We start from the raw sequence: 16790 nt of genomic DNA on the forward strand, positions 1-16790 counted from the left end.
CTCCCTGCGACTCGGCCCGACAGCGATTGAGGACGACACGATGCACGGACCGCCGACCGGCAATCTCGCGGACCTCGTCTCCGAAGCGAGCGCGAAGGTACCCCGACATCTGGCGCTGGTCGATCCCTCCGCGTCGGCTTCACTCACTTGGCAGCAGGTCGAGACCGCCGTCGACCGCTGCGCCGCCCGGCTGCTCGGCACGGGCCTGCGCCCCGGCGACCGGGTCGCCCTGCGGATGCCCACCGGGGCGGCGTTCTGCGTGGCGCTGTTCGGGGTCCTGCGCGCGGGCGGGATCGCCGTGCCGGTGGACATGGACGCCGCGCCCCGCGAGATCGAGCGGCAGCTCGCGCACAGCGGCGCCGTGCTCGGCTTCGGCGAGCTGACCGGCCTGACCGTCCTGGACCCGCCTGACCTGGACCTGTCCGACCTGAATCCGCCCGAACCGGCCGAGAAGGTCGCCGCGGTCGGCGGCGGCGAGGACATCGCCGTGCTCGCCTACACCTCCGGCACCGGCGGCGAGCCGCGCGGGGCGATGCTGTCGCACCGGGCGCTGCTGTCCAACGCCGCGCAGTGCGGGCAGCTGCGGCCCGCGCCGGTCACCGCCACCGACCGGGTGCTGCTGTCGATCCCCATGTCGCACGCCTACGGCCAGTCAGGGCTGTGGCAGGTCGCCGCCACCGGGGCCACCGGCGTCCTGGTCGACAAGTTCGCCGTGGAGCCGGTGCTCGAGCTGTGCGAGCGGCACCGGGTCTCGGTGTTCATCGGCGTGCCCGCCATGTACACCGCGCTGACCCTCGCGGGCGCCGACCGGCTCGGCGAGGCCCTGGCCACCCTGCGCATCTGCACCTCGGGCGCGGCCCCGCTCACCCCCGGCACGCTGGCGCTGTTCCGGGCCGAGACCGGCCTGTCGGTCTTCGAGGGCTACGGCCTGACCGAGACCGGCCCGGTGCTCACCTCCACCCTGGTCGGCGGCGCCGCCAAGCCCGGCTCGGTGGGCAGGCCCATCCCGGGGGTGGAGATCCGCCTCGTCGACAGCGACGGCACCCCGGTGGGCGGCGCCCCCGACGGGGCCGACGGCGGGTCCGTCGCCATGGACTTCACCGACGACACCGACACCGGCCTGGTCGCCGCGCGCGGGGCGAACCTGTTCAGCGGCTACTGGCCCGACGGCCACCACGGCCCCGGGTCCGACGGCTGGTTCCGCACCGGCGACGTCGGCTACCTCGACGAGGACGGCGACCTGCACCTGGTCGACCGGGCGGGCGACCTGATCATCGTCAACGGGTTCAACGTCTACCCGCACGAGGTCGAGCAGGTCGTCGCCGAGCTGCCCGAGGTGCTGGAGGTGGCCGCGATCGGCGTGCCCGACGAGCGCGCGGGCGAGCGGGTCAAGGTCGTCGTCGTGCTGCGTCCGGACGCCGAGCTGGACGCCGAGGCGCTGCGCGCGCACTGCGCCGAGCGGCTGGCCCGGTTCAAGGTGCCCGCCGCGGTCGAGTTCACCCCGCACCTGCCGCACTCGGCCACCGGCAAGCTCCGGCGGGCCAGCCTGCGCCGGTAGCGTGGCGGCGTGCGAGTTCAGGTGATGACGCGGGCGGGCTGCCCGTCGTGCGAGACCGCGGAGGCCGACGTCGCGCGCATCTGCGGCGAGCTGGGCGTGGGATGGGCGGCCGTCGACGTCGACGGCGACCCGGAGCTGCGCGCCGAGTACGGCGACCGGGTGCCGGTGATCCTGGTCGACGGCGCCGAGCACGGCTACTGGCGCGTGGAGGAAGACCGGTTGCGGACCGTTCTGGGTTCGTGACAATCCGCGGGGCCGGTTGGGCCGAATGACTCACATGGAAACCCGCCTGCGGTGGCACGTCGCGGCCCTCATCGGCGTCTTGGGCGTGGGCGCCGCGTTGGCCGCGGGCCACCTCGTCGCAGCCCTTGTCGGCAGCAGTGCCTCGCCCTACCTGGCCGTGGCCAACAGCGCCGTCGACCTCTCACCGCCGTGGCTGGTGGAGTTCGGCAAGCAGTTCGGCCCCGAGTGGGACAAGCTGCTGCTGTTCATCGGCATCGCCGTGGCGCTGGTGGGGTTCGCCGTGCTGGCGGGCCTGCTGTCGCGGCGCTCGCCGCTGCCTGGCACCGTGCTGGCCGTCGTGCTCGGGCTGATCGGCGTCGCCGCCGTGCTGTACCGGCCCGACGTCGGCCAGCTGGCCGTCCTCGCCCCGATCGCGAGCATCGTGGCGGGCGTGGTCGTCCTGCGTTGGCTGCACGCCCTGGCCATGACCGCGGGTCCGTCGACCACGGTCACGGGCAAGGCCCCAGGCAAAACCACAGGCAAAGGCCCTGACGAGCCCACTGACGGATTCCCTGGCGAGCCCGTGCCCGCGGGCGCCGAGCCCGGCGGGACCGCGCGGGACAGCGGCGTCGGCAGGCGGCGGTTCCTGGTGACCTCCGGCGGTGTCGCCGCGGGCGTGGGGGTGGCCGCCGTCGGCGGGCAGTACCTGGGCGGCCGCGCCGACATCCAGGGCTCGCGGCAGGCCGTGGGCGTGGTCACCGCCGCCCGCCCCGCGCCGCCCATCCCGGCGGGCGCGGACTTCGCCAAGGCGGGCACGCCGAGCTTCATCACGCCCAACAAGGACTTCTACCGCATCGACACCGCGCTGACGGTCCCGCGGGTGCGGGCCGAGGACTGGCGCCTGCGCGTCCACGGACTGGTCGACAACGAGCTGGAGCTGACCTTCGACGACATCCGGGGGCGGACCCAGATCGAGAAGACGATCACCATGACCTGCGTGTCCAACGAGATCGGCGGCGGGCTCATCTCCACCGCCAACTTCGTGGGCGTGTCGATGCGCGAGCTGCTGATGGAAGCGGGCGTGCGCCCCGAGGCGGGCCAGGTGTTCGCGACCAGTGTGGACGGGTGGACCACCGCGACCCCGGTCGCGGACATGATGTCCGAGGAGCGCGGCGCGCTGCTGGCCATCAACATGAACGGCGAGCCGCTGCCGCTGGAGCACGGGTTCCCGGCGCGCGTCGTCGTCCCGGGCCTCTACGGGTACGTCTCCGCCACCAAGTGGGTCGTGGACCTGGAGCTGATCCGCGACGGCGAGAAGGCGTTCTACTGGCAGGACCGCGGCTGGGGCAAGGTCGCCCCGATCAAGACCATGTCGCGCATCGACGTGCCCAAGCCGTTCCAGACCTTCCCCGCGGGGGCGGTGACGCTCGCGGGCATCGCCTGGGCGCAGACCACCGGCGTGGAGAAGGTGGAGATCCGCCTCGACGGCGGCCAGTGGCAGGAGACCGACCTCACCACCGAGGTCAACGACCAGACGTGGCGGATGTGGAAGCTCGAGGTCACCCTGGCCGCGGGCAGCCACCGCGTCGAGGTCCGGGCCACCGACCGCGGCGGGTACACGCAGGTCGAGGAGCGCGTGGCGCCGATCCCCGACGGGGCGACGGGCTGGCACTCGATTCTCTTCAACGTGGCGTGACCACCCATTCGTGAACCTGATTTGTGCAGAGCACGCTTTGACAGCTCCCGCAACTCGAAAAAGAAATCGGTTTCCCCCGATCGGGAACCCAACCTTCGGGCCATCGGCGCCGAAGTAACGATGAGAGTCCATTCGGAAACGGAGTGATCCAAGGTGAATATGAAGCTGGTTCCCGCTGCAGCAGCGGTTGCCGCAGCCGCTTTCGCCCTTACCGCGTGCAGCAACAGTGAGCAGCCGTCGACCGGCGGCACCACGACCACCATGGCCCCGGCGACGACCACGGAGGCCATGACGACGACAACGACGGCCGCCGGGGGCGGGGAGGGCGTGACCACCGCGGCCGACACCTTCGGCCCCGCCTGCGGCATGCTGCCCAAGGGCAGCGAGCCCGGCGGCCTCGAGGCCATGGGCCCGCAGCCGGTCGCCACCGCGGCGAGCACCAACCCGCTGCTGACCAAGCTCGTCGCCGCCGTCGGCGCGGTCGACGGCCTGGGCGACACGCTCAACACCGCCCCCGCGCTGACCGTGTTCGCCCCGGCGGACGCAGCCTTCGACGCGCTGGGTGACGCGAAGTTCAAGGCGCTCGCGGCCGCTCCCGACCAGCTGGCCCCGATCCTGCAGTTCCACGTCCTCAGCACCCGCTACGACGCCGAGGGCCTGGCCGAGGCGGGCAGCGTCAAGTCGCTGAACGGCTCCGCCCCCGAGCTGAAGATCGAGGGCGACGCGACCTCGGGCATGACCGTCAACGGCGCCAAGGTGCTGTGCGGCAACATCCCGACCTCGAACGCCACCGTGTTCGTGATCGACAAGGTCATGGTGCCCAGCGCGTGAGGTAAGAGCGCGTGAGGCAAGGCAGCAAGAGCCGCGGGGCGGGACTTCGGTCCCGCCCCGCTCGCACGTGCGGGTGATGGCTAAAGAAGGACTGCAGAAGGACACGGTGAAAGTGGCCCACGTCTCTCCCCCAGAGGGACAGTGTGGTGTCGGTCAAGCCCTCTACCACTGACTTTGTGCACACCTTCACAAGCGGTACCGTGGTGACAACCCGGTGACATGTCTGTCGAGGAGTAGCAGCGTGGCGGCACAGCGAGGCCAGCGGAACGGGGTCGGCTCCGACCCGGCCGCCCCGACCGCCGCGGAGATCACCGCGCCGATCCCCCGGGTCGCGGTCGTCCCCGCCGCCCGGGACCGGGCCAGGGCCATCCCCGAGGCCGCCGTCGCCCGGCTGGCCGTCTACCTGCGGGTGCTCTCCGCCCTCCAGGAGCAGGGCTCGGGCACGGTCTCCAGCGAAGAGCTGGCCGTCGCCGCCGGGGTCAACTCGGCCAAGCTCCGCAAGGACCTCTCCTACATCGGCTCCTACGGCACCCGCGGCGTCGGCTACGAGGTCGCGGTGCTCATCGAGGAGATCGAGCGCATCCTCGGCCTGACCCGCAAGCACAGCGTCGCCGTGGTCGGCATCGGCAACCTGGGCCACGCGCTGGCCAACTACGGCGGCTTCCCCGGCCGCGGCTTCCCGGTCAGCGCCCTGTTCGACATCGACGCCGACCTCGTCGGCGTGCCGGTCGGCGGCATCCCGGTCAACCACATCGAGGACATCACCCGCGTCTGCCTGGAGCGCGAGGTGTCCATCGGGGTCATCGCCACCCCGCCGCCCGCCGCGCAGGGGGTGTGCGACCGGCTGGTCGCCGCGCGCGTGCAGTGCATCCTCAACTTCGCCCCCGTGGTGCTCCAGGTGCCCGACCACGTCGAGGTCCGCAAGGTGGACCTGGCCGTCGAGCTGCAGGTGCTCTCCTTCCACGTGGCCCGCCGCGCGGATCTGGCACCGCCCGTTGACGGACGCATCAACGGCCGCGTCGATGGGATGGTGGTGACGTGAGCATCCTCGCCATCGGCATGTCCCACCGGACCGCGGACGTGCGCGTCCTCGAACACATCGCCGTGTCCGCCCCGGACGTGCCCAAGCTGCTCGGTGAACTCATCGGGTGCGACTCGGTCACCGAGGCGATGCTGGTCTCCACCTGCAACCGGGTCGAGGTCTACGCGGTCGTCGACGCCTTCCACGCCGGTCTGTCCGACGTGGTCGGCGTGCTGGCCCGGCACTCCGGCCTGGACGTCGCCGAGCTGCACGAGCACCTCTATGTGCACTACGCCGCCGCCGCGGCCCAGCACCTGTTCACCGTCGCCGCGGGCCTGGACTCGATGGTCGTCGGCGAGGCGCAGATCCTCGGCCAGGTCCGGCAGTCCTACCAGGCCGCGAGCGAGGCGGGCGCCGTCGGGCGCGCCCTGCACGAGCTGACCCAGCAGGCGCTGCGCATCGGCAAGCGCGTGCACTCCGACACCGGCCTGGACGCCGCGGGCGCCTCCGTCGTCGGCGAGGCGCTGGCCGACGCCGACCGCGTGCTCGACGGGCTGGCCGGGCGCCGCGCGCTGATCGTCGGAGCCGGGTCGATGGGCGGGCTGGCCGCCGCCGCGCTGCGCCGGGCCGCGATCGGCTCGGTCGTGGTCGCCAACCGCTCCGAGGCCAACGGCACGCGGCTGGCCGCGTCGCTGCGCGAGCACGGCGTGCCCGCCGAGGCCGTCGGCTTGGGCGGCCTGGCAGGCCACATCGCCGACGCCGACCTGGTGGTCGCCTGCACCGGCGCCGTCGGCGCGGTGGTGCTCGCCGCCCACGTCGCGCCGCGGACCCGTCCGCTGGTCGTCTGCGACCTCGGCCTGCCCCGCGACGTCGAGGACGGCGTCGCGCTGGTGCCCGGCGTGCGGCTGGTGGACCTGGAGAGCCTGCAGCGGCGGCTCGCCGACTCCCCCAGCGGCCTGGACACCCGCCGCGCGCACGAGATGGTGGCCGAGGAGGTGCGCGCCTTCCTGGCGTCGCAGCGCTCGGCCGCGGTCACCCCGACGGTCACCGCGCTGCGCAGGCGCGCGGCCGAGGTCGTCGACGCCGAGCTGCTGCGCCTGGACACCCGCCTGCCCGAGCTGGACGGCGTGGTGCGCGACGAACTGGCCCGCACCGTGCGCCGGGTGGTCGACAAACTGCTGCACACCCCCACGGTGAGGGTCAAGGAGCTGGCCTCCGGACCCGCGGGCACCGGGTACGCCGAGGCGCTGCGCGAGCTGTTCGGGCTCGACCCCTCGGCCCCGGGCGCGCTGACCTCCGCCGAGACGCCCGCGGAGGGACGCCCATGAGGACCATCAGGATCGGCACCCGGGGCAGCGCGCTCGCCCTGGCCCAGACCGGCACCATCGCCGACGCCCTGGAGAAGGCGGGCGCGCGCGTCGAGATCGTCACCGTGGCCACGCCGGGGGACCTGTCCTCGGCGCCGATCGCCGAGATCGGCGTCGGGGTGTTCACCTCCGCGCTGCGCGACGCGCTCGCCGACGGCACGGTCGACGTGGCCGTGCACTCCTACAAAGACCTGCCGACCGCGCCGGACCCGAGGCTCTCGCTGGCCGCGGTCCCCCCGCGCGCCGACCCGCGCGACGCGCTCGTCGCCCGCGACGGGCTGACCCTGGGCGAGCTGCCCCCGGGTTCGACGGTCGGCACCGGCTCGCCCCGGCGGGCCGCGCAGCTGCACGCGCTCGGTTTCGGCCTGACGGTCGTGCCGATCCGCGGCAACGTGGACACCCGGGTCAAGAAGGTGCGCGACGGCGAGCTCGACGCCGTCGTGCTGGCCCGCGCGGGTCTCGCCCGGCTGGGCAGGCTCGAGGAGATCACCGAGACGCTGGACCCGATCCAGATGTTGCCAGCGCCCGCCCAGGGCGCCCTCGCGATCGAGTGCCGGGTCGACGACGTCGACACCGAGCACTTGCTCCGATCCACTGTGGACGACGAAGCGACGCGGGCCGCCGCGGCCGCCGAGCGGGCCTTGCTGGCCGCGCTCGAAGCGGGCTGCAGCGCGCCTGTCGGCGCACTGGCCGATGTGGTGGAAGACCTCGACGCCGACGACAAGGTGGTTCTGCGCCTGTCGCTGCGCGGGGCCGCCGCCGCGTACTCGCAGGGCAGTGACCCGCTCGTGGGTCCTGTCGAGATGGTGCGGGCCTCGGCCACGGGTGACCTGACCGATGCAGCGCAGCTCGGCCGTGCGGTGGCCGCCGAGCTGCTGGAACTCGGCGCCGGGGTGCTTTCCGGCCCCGAGCAGTAGTTGATGAGGAAGTGGCCTGACATGACCACCCGTGCCCGCAAGTCCCCCGGCCGCGTCGCGTTCGTGGGCTCCGGACCCGGCGACGCCGGATTGCTGACCGTGCGCGCCAGGGAGCTGCTCGACCGCGCCGAACTCGTGGTGACCGACCCCGACGTCCCGGCAGGCGTGCTCGCCTGCACCCGGGCCGACGCCGAGGTCCGCCCCGCGGTCGGCGATCCCGGCGACGTCGCCAAGGACCTCGCCGCCGAGGCCAGGGCCGGGCGCGTCGTCGTCCGCCTGGTCGCGGGCGACCCGCTGACCCACTCGGCGGTCGTCGCCGAGTGCCACGCGGTCGCCAAGACGAGCGTCGCCTTCGACGTGGTCCCCGGCGTCTCCCCGGCGACGGCGGTCCCCGCGTACGCGGGCATCGCGCTGGGGTCCACGCACACCGAGGTCGACGTGCGCGGCGACATCGACTGGGCGGGCCTGGCGGGCGCGCCCGGCCCGATCGTCCTGCACGCGACGGCGTCGCACCTGGCCGAGGCCGCCTCGGCCCTGGTCGAGCACGGCCTGGCCGCGCAGACCCCGGTCGCGGTGACCGCGGAGGGCACGGCGACCAGCCAACGCACCGTGGACACGACCCTGGCCGCGCTCGCCGCGGACGCGGGGGAGATGTCCGGGCAGCTCGTGGTGACCGTCGGCACGGTGGCCGCCGGGCGCTCGAAGCTGTCGTGGTGGGAGTCGCGCGCGCTCTACGGCTGGCGGGTCCTGGTGCCGCGCACCAAGGACCAGGCCGGTGAGATGAGCGAGCGCCTGCACCTGCACGGGGCGATCCCGTCGGAGGTGCCGACGATCTCGGTGGAGCCCCCGCGCAGCCCCGCGCAGATGGAGCGCGCGGTCAAGGGCCTGGTCGACGGGCGCTACCAGTGGGTGATCTTCACCTCCACCAACGCCGTGCGCGCGGTGTGGGAGAAGTTCGCCGAGTTCGGCCTGGACGCCCGCGCGTTCTCCGGCGTGAAGATCGCCTGCGTCGGCGAGTCGACCGCGGCGAAGGTGCGCGGGTTCGGCATCAACCCGGAGCTGGTGCCCTCGGGCGAGCAGTCCAGCGAGGGCCTGCTGGCCGACTTCCCGCCCTACGACGACATCCTCGACCCGGTGGAGCGCGTCCTGCTGCCGCGGGCGGACATCGCCACCGAGACCCTGGCCGCCGGTCTGCGCGACCGCGGCTGGGAGATCGACGACGTCACCGCGTACCGGACCGTCCGCGCGGCGCCGCCGCCCGCCGAGACCCGCGAGATGATCAAGACCGGCGGCTTCGACGCGGTGTGCTTCACCTCATCGTCCACCGTGCGCAACCTCGTCGGCATCGCGGGCAAGCCGCACGCGCGGACCCTGGTCGCCTGCATCGGGCCGAAGACCGCGGAGACCGCGCGGGAGTTCGGCCTGCGGGTCGACGTCCAGCCCGAGCACGCCACCGTGCCCGCGCTGGTCGACGCCCTGGCCGAGCACGCCGCCCGCCTGCGCGCCGAGGGCGCGCTGCCCCCGCCGCGCAAGACCAAGCGCGCGCGCCGCTGACCTCACCGGTGGGCCGGGCGGCCGATCAGGTCGCCCGGCCCACGCTTCCAGGGCCTGACCCACGCTTTCAGGGAAGGTGCGTCCCATGTTCCCCAGCCACCGGCCGCGCAGGCTCAGGGACACCGCCGCCCTGCGGCGGATGGTCGCCGAGACCGAGGTCGCGCCGCGGCAGCTCATCCTGCCGATGTTCGTCAAGGAGGGCGCGACCGCGCCCGTCCCGATCTCCAGCATGCCCGGCGTCGTGCAGCACACCAGGGACAGCCTGCGCAAAGCGGCCGTCGACGCGGTGCAGGCGGGCGTCGGCGGGATCATGCTGTTCGGGGTCCCGACCACCCGTGACGCCGTCGGCTCCGGGGGGATCGACCCGGAGGGCATCCTCAACGCCGCCCTGCGCGACCTCAGGGCCGAACTCGGCGACGACACCGTCCTGATGTCCGACCTCTGCCTGGACGAGTTCACCGACCACGGCCACTGCGGCGTCCTCGACGCCGACGGCCGCGTCGACAACGACGCCACCCTCGCCGTCTACGCCGAGATGGCCAAGGCCCAGGCCGAGGCGGGCGCCCACCTGCTGGGCCCCAGCGGCATGATGGACGGCCAGGTCGGCGTCGTCCGGGAGGCCCTCGACGCCGCCGGGCACACCGACACCGGCATCCTCGCCTACTCGGCCAAGTACGCCTCGGCCTTCTTCGGCCCCTTCCGCGAGGCCGTCGAGTCCCAGCTCACCGGCGACCGGATGGGCTACCAGCAGGACCCGGCCAACGTGCGCGAGTCGCTGCGCGAGGTCGCGCTCGACCTGCGGGAGGGCGCCGACCTCGTCATGGTCAAGCCCGCCCTGGCCTACCTCGACGTCATCCGCGCCGTCCGGGAGGTCTCGGACGTGCCGGTCGCGGCGTACCAGGTCTCCGGGGAGTACGCGATGGTCGAGGCCGCCGCCGAGAAGGGCTGGCTGGACCGGCGCAGGGTCATCCTGGAGACGCTGCTGTCGATCCGGCGCGCGGGCGCCGACGCGATCCTGACCTACTGGGCCGCCGAGGCCGCGCGCTGGCTGCGCTGAGTATCGTCGCGCCGTGAGCACTCGCGACGGGCCGCCGGTGATGCCGACGGCCGATGAGGCAGGTGGGGACCGGGTCGACCCGCCCTTGATCATCCACGTCGCCTACTGGCTGTGGCTCGTCGCCGGGGCGGTGGGCCTGGCCGGGGCGGTCGCGCTGATGCTCAACCAGGGCGCCGTCGCGGCGAACTGGGCGCGCTCCAGCGGGGTGGAGCTGATCGAGGCGCGGGACATCGTCAAGGGCTACACGGTCTGGCTGAGCGTCGGTTCCGTGGTGTTCCTGCTGTTCTACCTGCTGCTCGCCCACCAGGCGCGCAACGGCGTCCGCAAGGCGCGCACGCTGCTGCTGGTCACCGGGGTCATCGGCGCGCTGTTCCAGTACGGCTTCGGCCGCATCACCATCTTCGGGCTGCTCAGCACGCTGCTGACCCTGGCCGCCATCGCCCTGCTGGTCTTCCCCGCCGCCCGCCGGTTCTACGACGCGCACGGGCGATGAGTCCCCGCTACGCCGAGTCGGGCTCGACGTGGTGGCCGGTGCTGTGGGCGCCCGCCTTCTGCCTGGCGGGCGCGGGCGTCGAGGCGCTGAGCGGGCCGGTGCACGTCTTCGCGTGGGTGCTCATCGGGGTCGTGCTCACGCTGATGGTCGCGGCCTGGGTCGCCGCGCGCCGCAACGTCTACACCGTCGTGCTGACCGAGCAGACCCTGCGCCAGGGCGGGCAGTCGCTGGCGACCAGCCGCATCGCCGCCGTCCTGCCCGAGGCGCCCGACGGCGAGGCGCCGAGCGCGCCGGTGCTCGGCGGCGGCCTGGTGGTGCCGCGCAAGACCACCGAGGTGCCGGTGGAACTCGACGACGGCACCGTCGCCCTGGCCTGGGCCCGCCGCCCCGAGCGGCTGCGGGCCGCCCTCACCGCGCTGATCGGCGCCCGTCGAGAGGACCAGTGATGGACCACCCCGCCATGCCGCCGGTCTCCCAGCCGCTGGCCACGCCGCGGCCCCCGGCGATCGACACCGCGGTGCGGCTCGTCATCGCGGGCACGGCCGTCGGCGCGGTCGGCACGCTGATCACCGTCATGGACGAGGACTTCACCGCCGAGGTGCTGCGCCGCAGCGCCGCCGACGCCACCGCGGCCGAGATCGAGATGATGGCCGGGGTCGTGCCCGTCGCCGGGGTGATCGGCGTGGCGCTGACCATCGGGCTGTTCGTGTTGCTGGCGTTCAAGGTTCGTGCGGGCCGCAACTGGGCGCGGGTGGCGCTCGCCGGGCTCACCGCGTTCAGCCTGGTCCGGTTCCTCACCGAGGCGGCGCGGACCAACGCCGAGCTGGGTCTGATGTGGAGCCTCGCGGACGTCGCCTGCTGCGCCGCCGCCGTGGTGTACCTGTTCAAAGCGGAGTCGACGCTCTTTTTCCGAGCACGCGTGCGAGGTCGGCCGTGACCCAATAGCGTCTTCCCATGACTACGAGCGGCCCCCACGACCCGAACAACCCCTATTCCCAGAACCCCAATCCCTACCAGCCCATGCCCTCGGCCCCGCCGGTGGACCCGCGGGAGCACCCCGGCGCCCCGGCCCGGCCCAAGCCGGTCGAGACGGCGTTCATGCTCTGGGTGATCAACTCGGCGCTGAGCCTGCTCGGCCTGGTGGTCACCCTGCTGTTCGACCGCGAGACCCTGCGGGACGCGGCCCGCACGGGCCTGGAAGGGTCCGGCAGCGCGTTCACCGAGGCGCAGCTCGACCAGGCCGTCACCGCGAGCCTGATCTTCACCGGCGTTGTCGCGGTGCTGTTCTTCGCGCTGTACCTGCTCTTCGCGTTCAAGATGCGCGCCGGGCGCAACTGGGCCCGGATCGTGCTGACCGTGCTCGGCGGTCTGTCGATCGTGCTGAACCTGGTCAGCCTGGGCACGACGTCCGGGATCAGCATGGTGCTGACCCTGGTCAGCCTGGCCCTGGTCGGCGGCGCGGTCTTCCTGATGTTCCAGCGCGACTCCAACGAGTACTTCAACGCCGCCAAGCGCGCCGCGTACTGACCGGACCGCTCCACCCGACCGGGTCGTTGGTGGCGGGCCACGCCGACGGCCCGGTCGGGTTTCGGTAACACCGACGGTAACGCTGACCGGGGCGCCAGCTACTTAGTTCTCGTGATGTCCTCACTCCCCGAGCGCCCCTCCGCTGTCACCGGGGCGTCGTGCGGGGCGTTCACCGGGTCCGCGGTTGTCGGCGTGCTGCTCCTGCTCTCCGACCGCGGCCCCACGGTGCTGGCGGTCAGCGCCGGGATCGCCGCGGTCGGCGCGGTGGTGGCGGTCTTCCCGATGCGCGCGGGGCGGGCGTGGGCGCGGGTCGCGCTGTTCGTCTCGGCGCTGCTGGGGGTGCTCACCGCGCCCGCGGTGGCCGTGACGCTGCCCGCGCCCGGCGACCTGGTCGTCGGGACGGCGCTGGCGCTGGTGTGGTCGGCGGTGCTCTGGCTCATGCTGCGGCCGGGGGTCCGGGACTTCTGCGCGGGTCCGGCGCGCGGGCATGAGAGGCTGACCGGGTGACCGCGGACACCGAAGGCGCCCACCTGGCCTGGCCGGAGCCCTCCGCGCCGCTGCACCAGCCGCGCCGGGGGATCGTCGCCGCCGTCGAGCTGCTCGCCGCGGCCGGGCTGGTCTGGCTCGCCCTGTGGCTGTGGAGCCGAGGAGTGGTCACCACCGAGCCGGTCGAGGGCACTGACCTGGAGTTCCGGCGGTACTCGGGGGACCTCGTGGCGCTGTCGGTCGCGGCCGGGACCGCGGCGGGGCTGGCCGTGCTCGACGCGGTGCGCAACGCCGTCCTCGCCGTCAGGACTCGCCAGGGGTGACCCCGGACACGCGGGGTTGTTTGCCAGACTGGGGGGCGTGACTTCCGAGCCTGCCCACGTCCGTGCCTCAGCCGCGCTGTTCGACCGGGCCCGCCAGGTGATCCCGGGCGGCGTCAACTCGCCGGTGCGCGCGTTCAACTCCGTCGGCGGCACACCGCGGTTCATGGTCTGCGGGAGCGGCCCGCACCTGTGGGACGCCGATGACAACCGCTACGTCGACCTGGTGTGCTCCTGGGGGCCGATGATCCTGGGCCACGCGCACCCCGCCGTCGTGGCGGCCGTGCGCGAGGCCGCGGGCAGCGGGCTGTCCTTCGGCACGCCGACCGCCGGGGAGGTCGACCTCGCCGAGGAGATCATCGGCAGGGTCGGGCCCGTGGAGCAGGTCCGGCTGGTCAACTCCGGCACCGAGGCGACGATGAGCGCCATCCGCCTGGCCCGTGGGTACACCGGGCGCACGCGGATCGTGAAGTTCTCCGGCTGCTACCACGGCCACGTCGACGCCCTGCTGGCCGACGCGGGCTCCGGCGTGGCCACCCTCGGCCTGCCCACCTCGCCCGGGGTGACCGGCGCGCAGGCCGAGGACACGCTCGTGCTGCCCTACAACGACCTCGACGCCGTGCGCGCGGCCTTCGCCGCGCACGGGCCGACCATCGCGGCGGTGATCACCGAGGCCGCGGCGGGCAACATGGGCGCCGTCGCCCCGCTGCCCGGGTTCAACGCGGGCCTGCGCGAGATCACCGCGGCGCACGGCGCGCTGCTGGTCATGGACGAGGTGATGACCGGGTTCCGGGTGTCGGCCGCGGGCTGGCACGGCATCGAGCCGGTCGTGGCCGACCTCTACACCTTCGGCAAGGTCATGTCCGGCGGCCTGCCCGCGGCGGCCTTCGGCGGGCGCGCCGAGGTCATGGCGTCGCTGGCCCCCTCCGGGCCGGTGTACCAGGCGGGCACGCTGTCGGGGAACCCCGTCGCCGTGGCCGCCGGTCTCGCCACCCTGCGCGCCGCGGACGCGTCGGTGTACGCGGCGCTGGACGCCAACGCCCAGCGGCTGGGCGGGCTGATCACCGAGGCGCTGAGCGCGGCGTCGGTCCCGCACCGCGTGCAGTACGCGGGCAACCTGCTGAGCGTGTTCTTCACCGAGGACCCGGTCACCGACTTCGCGGGCGCGCGCGCGGCGCAGACCTGGCGGTTCCCCGCGTTCTTCCACACCCTGCTCGACCACGGTGTCTACGCCCCGCCCAGCGCGTTCGAGGCGTGGTTCGTCAGCGCCGCCCTCGACGACGCCGCGTTCGGTGAGATCGCCGCCGCCCTGCCTCCCGCGGCGGCGGCCGCCGCGGCCGCGAAGGAGCCAGCGTGACCCGAACGGTGACCCGCACGACAGTCCACTTGGTACGCCACGGCGAGGTGCACAACCCGAGCGGCATCCTGTACGGCAGGCTGCCCGGCTACCGCCTCTCGAGCGCGGGCGAGCGCCAGGCGCTGACCGTCGCCGAGCACCTGACCGCCAACGACATCGCCTACGTGGTCGCCTCGCCGCTGGAGCGCGCCCAGCAGACCGCCGTCCCCATCGCCGCGTCCCACCGCCTCGACCTGGCCACCGACGAGCGGCTGATCGAGTCGGCCAACATCTTCGAGGGCCGCAAGGTCTCCGTGGGCGACGGCGCCCTGCGCTCGCCGCGCAACTGGCCCCACCTGCGCGACCCGTTCACCCCGTCCTGGGGGGAGCCGTACCTGCGGATCGCCCACCGGATGCTGGCCGCCGTGCACCGCGCGCGGGCCCTGGCCGAGGGCAGGGAGGCGGTGTGCGTGTCCCACCAGCTCCCGGTGTGGACGGTCCGGCGCTACCTGGAAGGCAAGCGCCTGTGGCACGACCCGACCCGCCGCCAGTGCTCCCTGGCCTCGCTGACCAGCCTGGTCTTCGAGGACGAGCAGCTCGTCGAGATCCGCTACACCGAGCCCGCCGGGGCCAGCGACCCGAAGAAGACCGGCGCGTGAGGGCCGTGGCGCTGCTCGCCGCGCTGCTGGTGCTGGCGGGCTGCTCGGACCCCGGCCCGACGGCGAGCGAGTTCGTCTTCGTCTCCCCGGGCGGGCAGACCGACATCACCTACGACGGCGCCGACCGCAAGCCCCTGCCCGAGCTGTCCGGCCCGTCCCTGACCGACCCGGGTACCACCCTGTCCCTGGCCGACTACCGCGGCGAGGTCGTCGTCCTCAACGTGTGGGGCGCCTGGTGCCCGCCGTGTCGCACCGAGGCCGCCGAGCTCCAGCGCGTGCAGGACGAGTACGGCCCGCGCGGCGTCCAGGTCCTGGGCATCGACGTCCGCGACTTCCAGCCCGATGAGCCCCGCGACTTCCTCGCCAACCGCGACCTGACCTACCCCTCGATCTACGACCCGCCCGGCCGCACCCTGCTGGCCCTCAAGGGCTACCCCCGCGCCGTCGTCCCGGCCACCTTCGTCATCGACAAGGAGGGCAGGGTCGCCGCGGCGTTCATGCGCGAACTCCTGGCCGCCGACCTGATCCCGCTGCTCGACCGCCTCATCGCGGAGTGACGCCGCGCAGCCGGTTGAGCGCGCGGTGCTGGGCCACGCGCACCTCGGTGGCGCTCATGCCCAGCCGCACGGCCGTCTCCTCCGCCGACAGGCCCTCGCGCAGCCGCAGGACCAGGATCTCCCGCTGCCGCGCGGTCAGCGCCGCGAACCGGGCGTCCAGGCGGACCCGCGTGCCCTGTCCGTCCACCGCGGCCTCCCTCCACTGCCTCCCGACCCCTCATCATCCCGAGCGGCCGGGCGCCTGAATCGGTCCAGCGGGGCATTCGCGAGGTTTCCAAAACGGCGTGTCGCGATCCGCCGAGGTCAACGGGGTCAGGTGAGGGGAACTCGACTGACCCAAAAGTGCCGGTGTGACGCAGCCCGCGTGAAGGCACCTCCGCCGTCACCGGCGCGGAGCCGCTGCTTACCCTGAACCGGTGGACCCCACACAGCTCGCCGTCTCCGGCCCCCTGGTGCTGGCCGGGCTGGTCGCGCTGCTGGCCGGGACCATCTCCTTCGCCTCACCCTGCGTCGTCCCGCTCGTGCCCGGCTACCTCGCCTACCTCGCCGCGCTGGTCGGCGCCGAGGCGCCCGCGGTCAGCGCCGACGAGGAGCGCAAGCGCGGCCGGTACCGCGTGCTCGGGGCGGTGGCGCTGTTCATCCTCGGGTTCACCGTCGTCTTCGCCGCGACCGTCGGCAGCCTGGTCTGGCTCGCCGACGCGCTGCTGATCAATGAGAGCGTCCTGCAGCGCATCGGCGGCGTGGTCACCATCGCGATGGGGCTGGTGTTCATCGGCCTCGTCCCCGCGCTGCAAAAGGACGTGCGCATCCACAAGACACCGCGCATGGGACTGGCGGGGGCGCCGGTGCTGGGCGCGGTGTTCGGGCTGGGTTGGACGCCGTGCATCGGGCCGACGCTGTCCGGGGTGCTGTCGCTGGCCAGCGCGACCGGCGGGTCGGCGGCGCGCGGGTACCTCCTGGTCGTCATCTACTGCCTCGGCCTCGGCGTGCCGTTCCTGCTGATCGCCGTCGGCGCGCGCTGGGCGGTGCGGGCGACGGGGTGGCTGCGCACCCACGGGCGGGCCATCCAGCTCGTCGGCGGCGGGCTGCTGATCGTGGTCGGGCTGGCGCTGGTCACCGGCATGTGGGGCGAGCTGGTGTCGTGGCTGCGCAACACCGTCGTCTCCGACGTGCGGCTGCCGCTGTGACC

The 16790-nt window shown here is 73.7% G+C and carries 20 protein-coding genes; 19 read left to right on the forward strand and 1 reads right to left on the reverse strand.

Annotated features, from left to right (window positions below):
- The first annotated feature begins 40 nt into the window (after positions 1–40).
- From ACTG9Q_RS03575 to ACTG9Q_RS03660, 18 genes are all read left to right on the forward strand, one after another.
- Positions 41–1558, forward strand: coding sequence for an AMP-binding protein (locus ACTG9Q_RS03575; protein WP_455571109.1), 1518 nt, complete (start codon positions 41–43; stop codon positions 1556–1558).
- A 24-nt stretch (positions 1559–1582) separates the two neighbouring features.
- On the forward strand, positions 1583–1801 hold the full coding sequence (locus tag ACTG9Q_RS03580; RefSeq protein ID WP_455571314.1) for a glutaredoxin family protein: 219 nt from the start codon (positions 1583–1585) through the stop codon (positions 1799–1801).
- Positions 1802–1835: 34 nt separating this feature from the next.
- Positions 1836–3476 carry a molybdopterin-dependent oxidoreductase gene (locus tag ACTG9Q_RS03585; RefSeq protein ID WP_455571110.1) on the forward strand — a complete coding sequence of 547 codons (1641 nt, stop codon included), beginning with the start codon at positions 1836–1838 and terminating at the stop codon, positions 3474–3476.
- A 159-nt stretch (positions 3477–3635) separates the two neighbouring features.
- Complete coding sequence (locus ACTG9Q_RS03590) at positions 3636–4307, forward strand: fasciclin domain-containing protein (protein ID WP_455571111.1); 672 nt, start codon at positions 3636–3638, stop codon at positions 4305–4307.
- Between the two features lie 241 nt (positions 4308–4548).
- Positions 4549–5349: a redox-sensing transcriptional repressor Rex gene (locus ACTG9Q_RS03595; protein WP_455571112.1), complete on the forward strand. Its 801-nt coding sequence runs from the start codon at positions 4549–4551 to the stop codon at positions 5347–5349.
- Complete coding sequence (locus ACTG9Q_RS03600) at positions 5346–6656, forward strand: glutamyl-tRNA reductase (RefSeq protein WP_455571113.1); 1311 nt, start codon at positions 5346–5348, stop codon at positions 6654–6656. The genes ACTG9Q_RS03595 and ACTG9Q_RS03600 overlap by 4 nt, the downstream gene beginning before the upstream one ends.
- Positions 6653–7612, forward strand: coding sequence for a hydroxymethylbilane synthase (hemC, locus tag ACTG9Q_RS03605; protein ID WP_455571114.1), 960 nt, complete (start codon positions 6653–6655; stop codon positions 7610–7612). Before ACTG9Q_RS03600 ends, hemC begins: the two co-directional genes overlap by 4 nt.
- Positions 7613–7633: 21 nt before the next feature.
- Positions 7634–9166: a uroporphyrinogen-III synthase gene (locus ACTG9Q_RS03610; protein WP_455571115.1), complete on the forward strand. Its 1533-nt coding sequence runs from the start codon at positions 7634–7636 to the stop codon at positions 9164–9166.
- An 85-nt stretch (positions 9167–9251) separates the two neighbouring features.
- The gene (hemB, locus tag ACTG9Q_RS03615) at positions 9252–10223 is read left to right on the forward strand and encodes a porphobilinogen synthase (RefSeq protein ID WP_455571116.1); all 972 of its coding nucleotides are present in this window, start codon (positions 9252–9254) and stop codon (positions 10221–10223) included.
- Between the two features lie 13 nt (positions 10224–10236).
- A complete protein-coding gene (locus ACTG9Q_RS03620) occupies positions 10237–10716 on the forward strand; it encodes a hypothetical protein (RefSeq protein WP_455571117.1) in 480 nt (159 codons plus the stop codon).
- Positions 10713–11162, forward strand: coding sequence for a hypothetical protein (locus ACTG9Q_RS03625; protein WP_455571118.1), 450 nt, complete (start codon positions 10713–10715; stop codon positions 11160–11162). The genes ACTG9Q_RS03620 and ACTG9Q_RS03625 overlap by 4 nt, the downstream gene beginning before the upstream one ends.
- On the forward strand, positions 11162–11653 hold the full coding sequence (locus tag ACTG9Q_RS03630; protein WP_455571119.1) for a hypothetical protein: 492 nt from the start codon (positions 11162–11164) through the stop codon (positions 11651–11653). Before ACTG9Q_RS03625 ends, ACTG9Q_RS03630 begins: the two co-directional genes overlap by 1 nt.
- Positions 11654–11670: 17 nt before the next feature.
- Positions 11671–12243, forward strand: a complete 573-nt coding sequence (locus ACTG9Q_RS03635; protein ID WP_455571120.1) for a hypothetical protein — start codon at positions 11671–11673, stop codon at positions 12241–12243.
- Positions 12244–12357: 114 nt separating this feature from the next.
- Complete coding sequence (locus tag ACTG9Q_RS03640) at positions 12358–12750, forward strand: hypothetical protein (protein ID WP_455571121.1); 393 nt, start codon at positions 12358–12360, stop codon at positions 12748–12750.
- Positions 12747–13052 (forward strand): hypothetical protein, encoded by a 306-nt coding sequence (locus ACTG9Q_RS03645; RefSeq protein ID WP_455571122.1) that lies wholly within the window; start codon positions 12747–12749, stop codon positions 13050–13052. The genes ACTG9Q_RS03640 and ACTG9Q_RS03645 overlap by 4 nt, the downstream gene beginning before the upstream one ends.
- 37 nt (positions 13053–13089) lie before the next feature.
- On the forward strand, positions 13090–14406 hold the full coding sequence (gene hemL / locus ACTG9Q_RS03650) for a glutamate-1-semialdehyde 2,1-aminomutase (RefSeq protein WP_455571123.1): 1317 nt from the start codon (positions 13090–13092) through the stop codon (positions 14404–14406).
- 8 nt (positions 14407–14414) lie between these two features.
- On the forward strand, positions 14415–15044 hold the full coding sequence (locus tag ACTG9Q_RS03655; protein WP_455571315.1) for a histidine phosphatase family protein: 630 nt from the start codon (positions 14415–14417) through the stop codon (positions 15042–15044).
- Positions 15041–15601: a TlpA family protein disulfide reductase gene (locus ACTG9Q_RS03660; protein ID WP_455571124.1), complete on the forward strand. Its 561-nt coding sequence runs from the start codon at positions 15041–15043 to the stop codon at positions 15599–15601. Before ACTG9Q_RS03655 ends, ACTG9Q_RS03660 begins: the two co-directional genes overlap by 4 nt.
- On the opposite strand, the gene ACTG9Q_RS03665 is transcribed toward ACTG9Q_RS03660, so the two are convergent.
- Positions 15588–15788 (reverse strand): sigma factor-like helix-turn-helix DNA-binding protein, encoded by a 201-nt coding sequence (locus ACTG9Q_RS03665; protein WP_455571125.1) that lies wholly within the window; start codon positions 15786–15788, stop codon positions 15588–15590. The two genes, ACTG9Q_RS03660 and ACTG9Q_RS03665, sit on opposite strands and share 14 nt — an antisense overlap.
- A gap of 229 nt (positions 15789–16017) precedes the next feature.
- Between ACTG9Q_RS03665 and ACTG9Q_RS03670 the strand changes: the two genes are divergently transcribed.
- On the forward strand, positions 16018–16788 hold the full coding sequence (locus ACTG9Q_RS03670; protein WP_455571126.1) for a cytochrome c biogenesis CcdA family protein: 771 nt from the start codon (positions 16018–16020) through the stop codon (positions 16786–16788).
- Positions 16789–16790: the final 2 nt, after the last annotated feature.

This window comes from Actinokineospora lacus (assembly GCF_053813445.1).

Coding starts and splice junctions, on each gene's coding strand:
- ACTG9Q_RS03575 (WP_455571109.1), top strand. CDS start 41: ATGCACGGACCGCCGACCGGCAATCTCGCGGACCTCGTCTCCGAAGCG.
- ACTG9Q_RS03580 (WP_455571314.1), top strand. CDS start 1,583: ATGACGCGGGCGGGCTGCCCGTCGTGCGAGACCGCGGAGGCCGACGTC.
- ACTG9Q_RS03585 (WP_455571110.1), top strand. CDS start 1,836: ATGGAAACCCGCCTGCGGTGGCACGTCGCGGCCCTCATCGGCGTCTTG.
- ACTG9Q_RS03590 (WP_455571111.1), top strand. CDS start 3,636: ATGAAGCTGGTTCCCGCTGCAGCAGCGGTTGCCGCAGCCGCTTTCGCC.
- hemC (WP_455571114.1), top strand. CDS start 6,653: ATGAGGACCATCAGGATCGGCACCCGGGGCAGCGCGCTCGCCCTGGCC.
- ACTG9Q_RS03610 (WP_455571115.1), top strand. CDS start 7,634: ATGACCACCCGTGCCCGCAAGTCCCCCGGCCGCGTCGCGTTCGTGGGC.
- hemB (WP_455571116.1), top strand. CDS start 9,252: ATGTTCCCCAGCCACCGGCCGCGCAGGCTCAGGGACACCGCCGCCCTG.
- ACTG9Q_RS03625 (WP_455571118.1), top strand. CDS start 10,713: ATGAGTCCCCGCTACGCCGAGTCGGGCTCGACGTGGTGGCCGGTGCTG.
- ACTG9Q_RS03630 (WP_455571119.1), top strand. CDS start 11,162: ATGGACCACCCCGCCATGCCGCCGGTCTCCCAGCCGCTGGCCACGCCG.
- ACTG9Q_RS03635 (WP_455571120.1), top strand. CDS start 11,671: ATGACTACGAGCGGCCCCCACGACCCGAACAACCCCTATTCCCAGAAC.
- ACTG9Q_RS03640 (WP_455571121.1), top strand. CDS start 12,358: ATGTCCTCACTCCCCGAGCGCCCCTCCGCTGTCACCGGGGCGTCGTGC.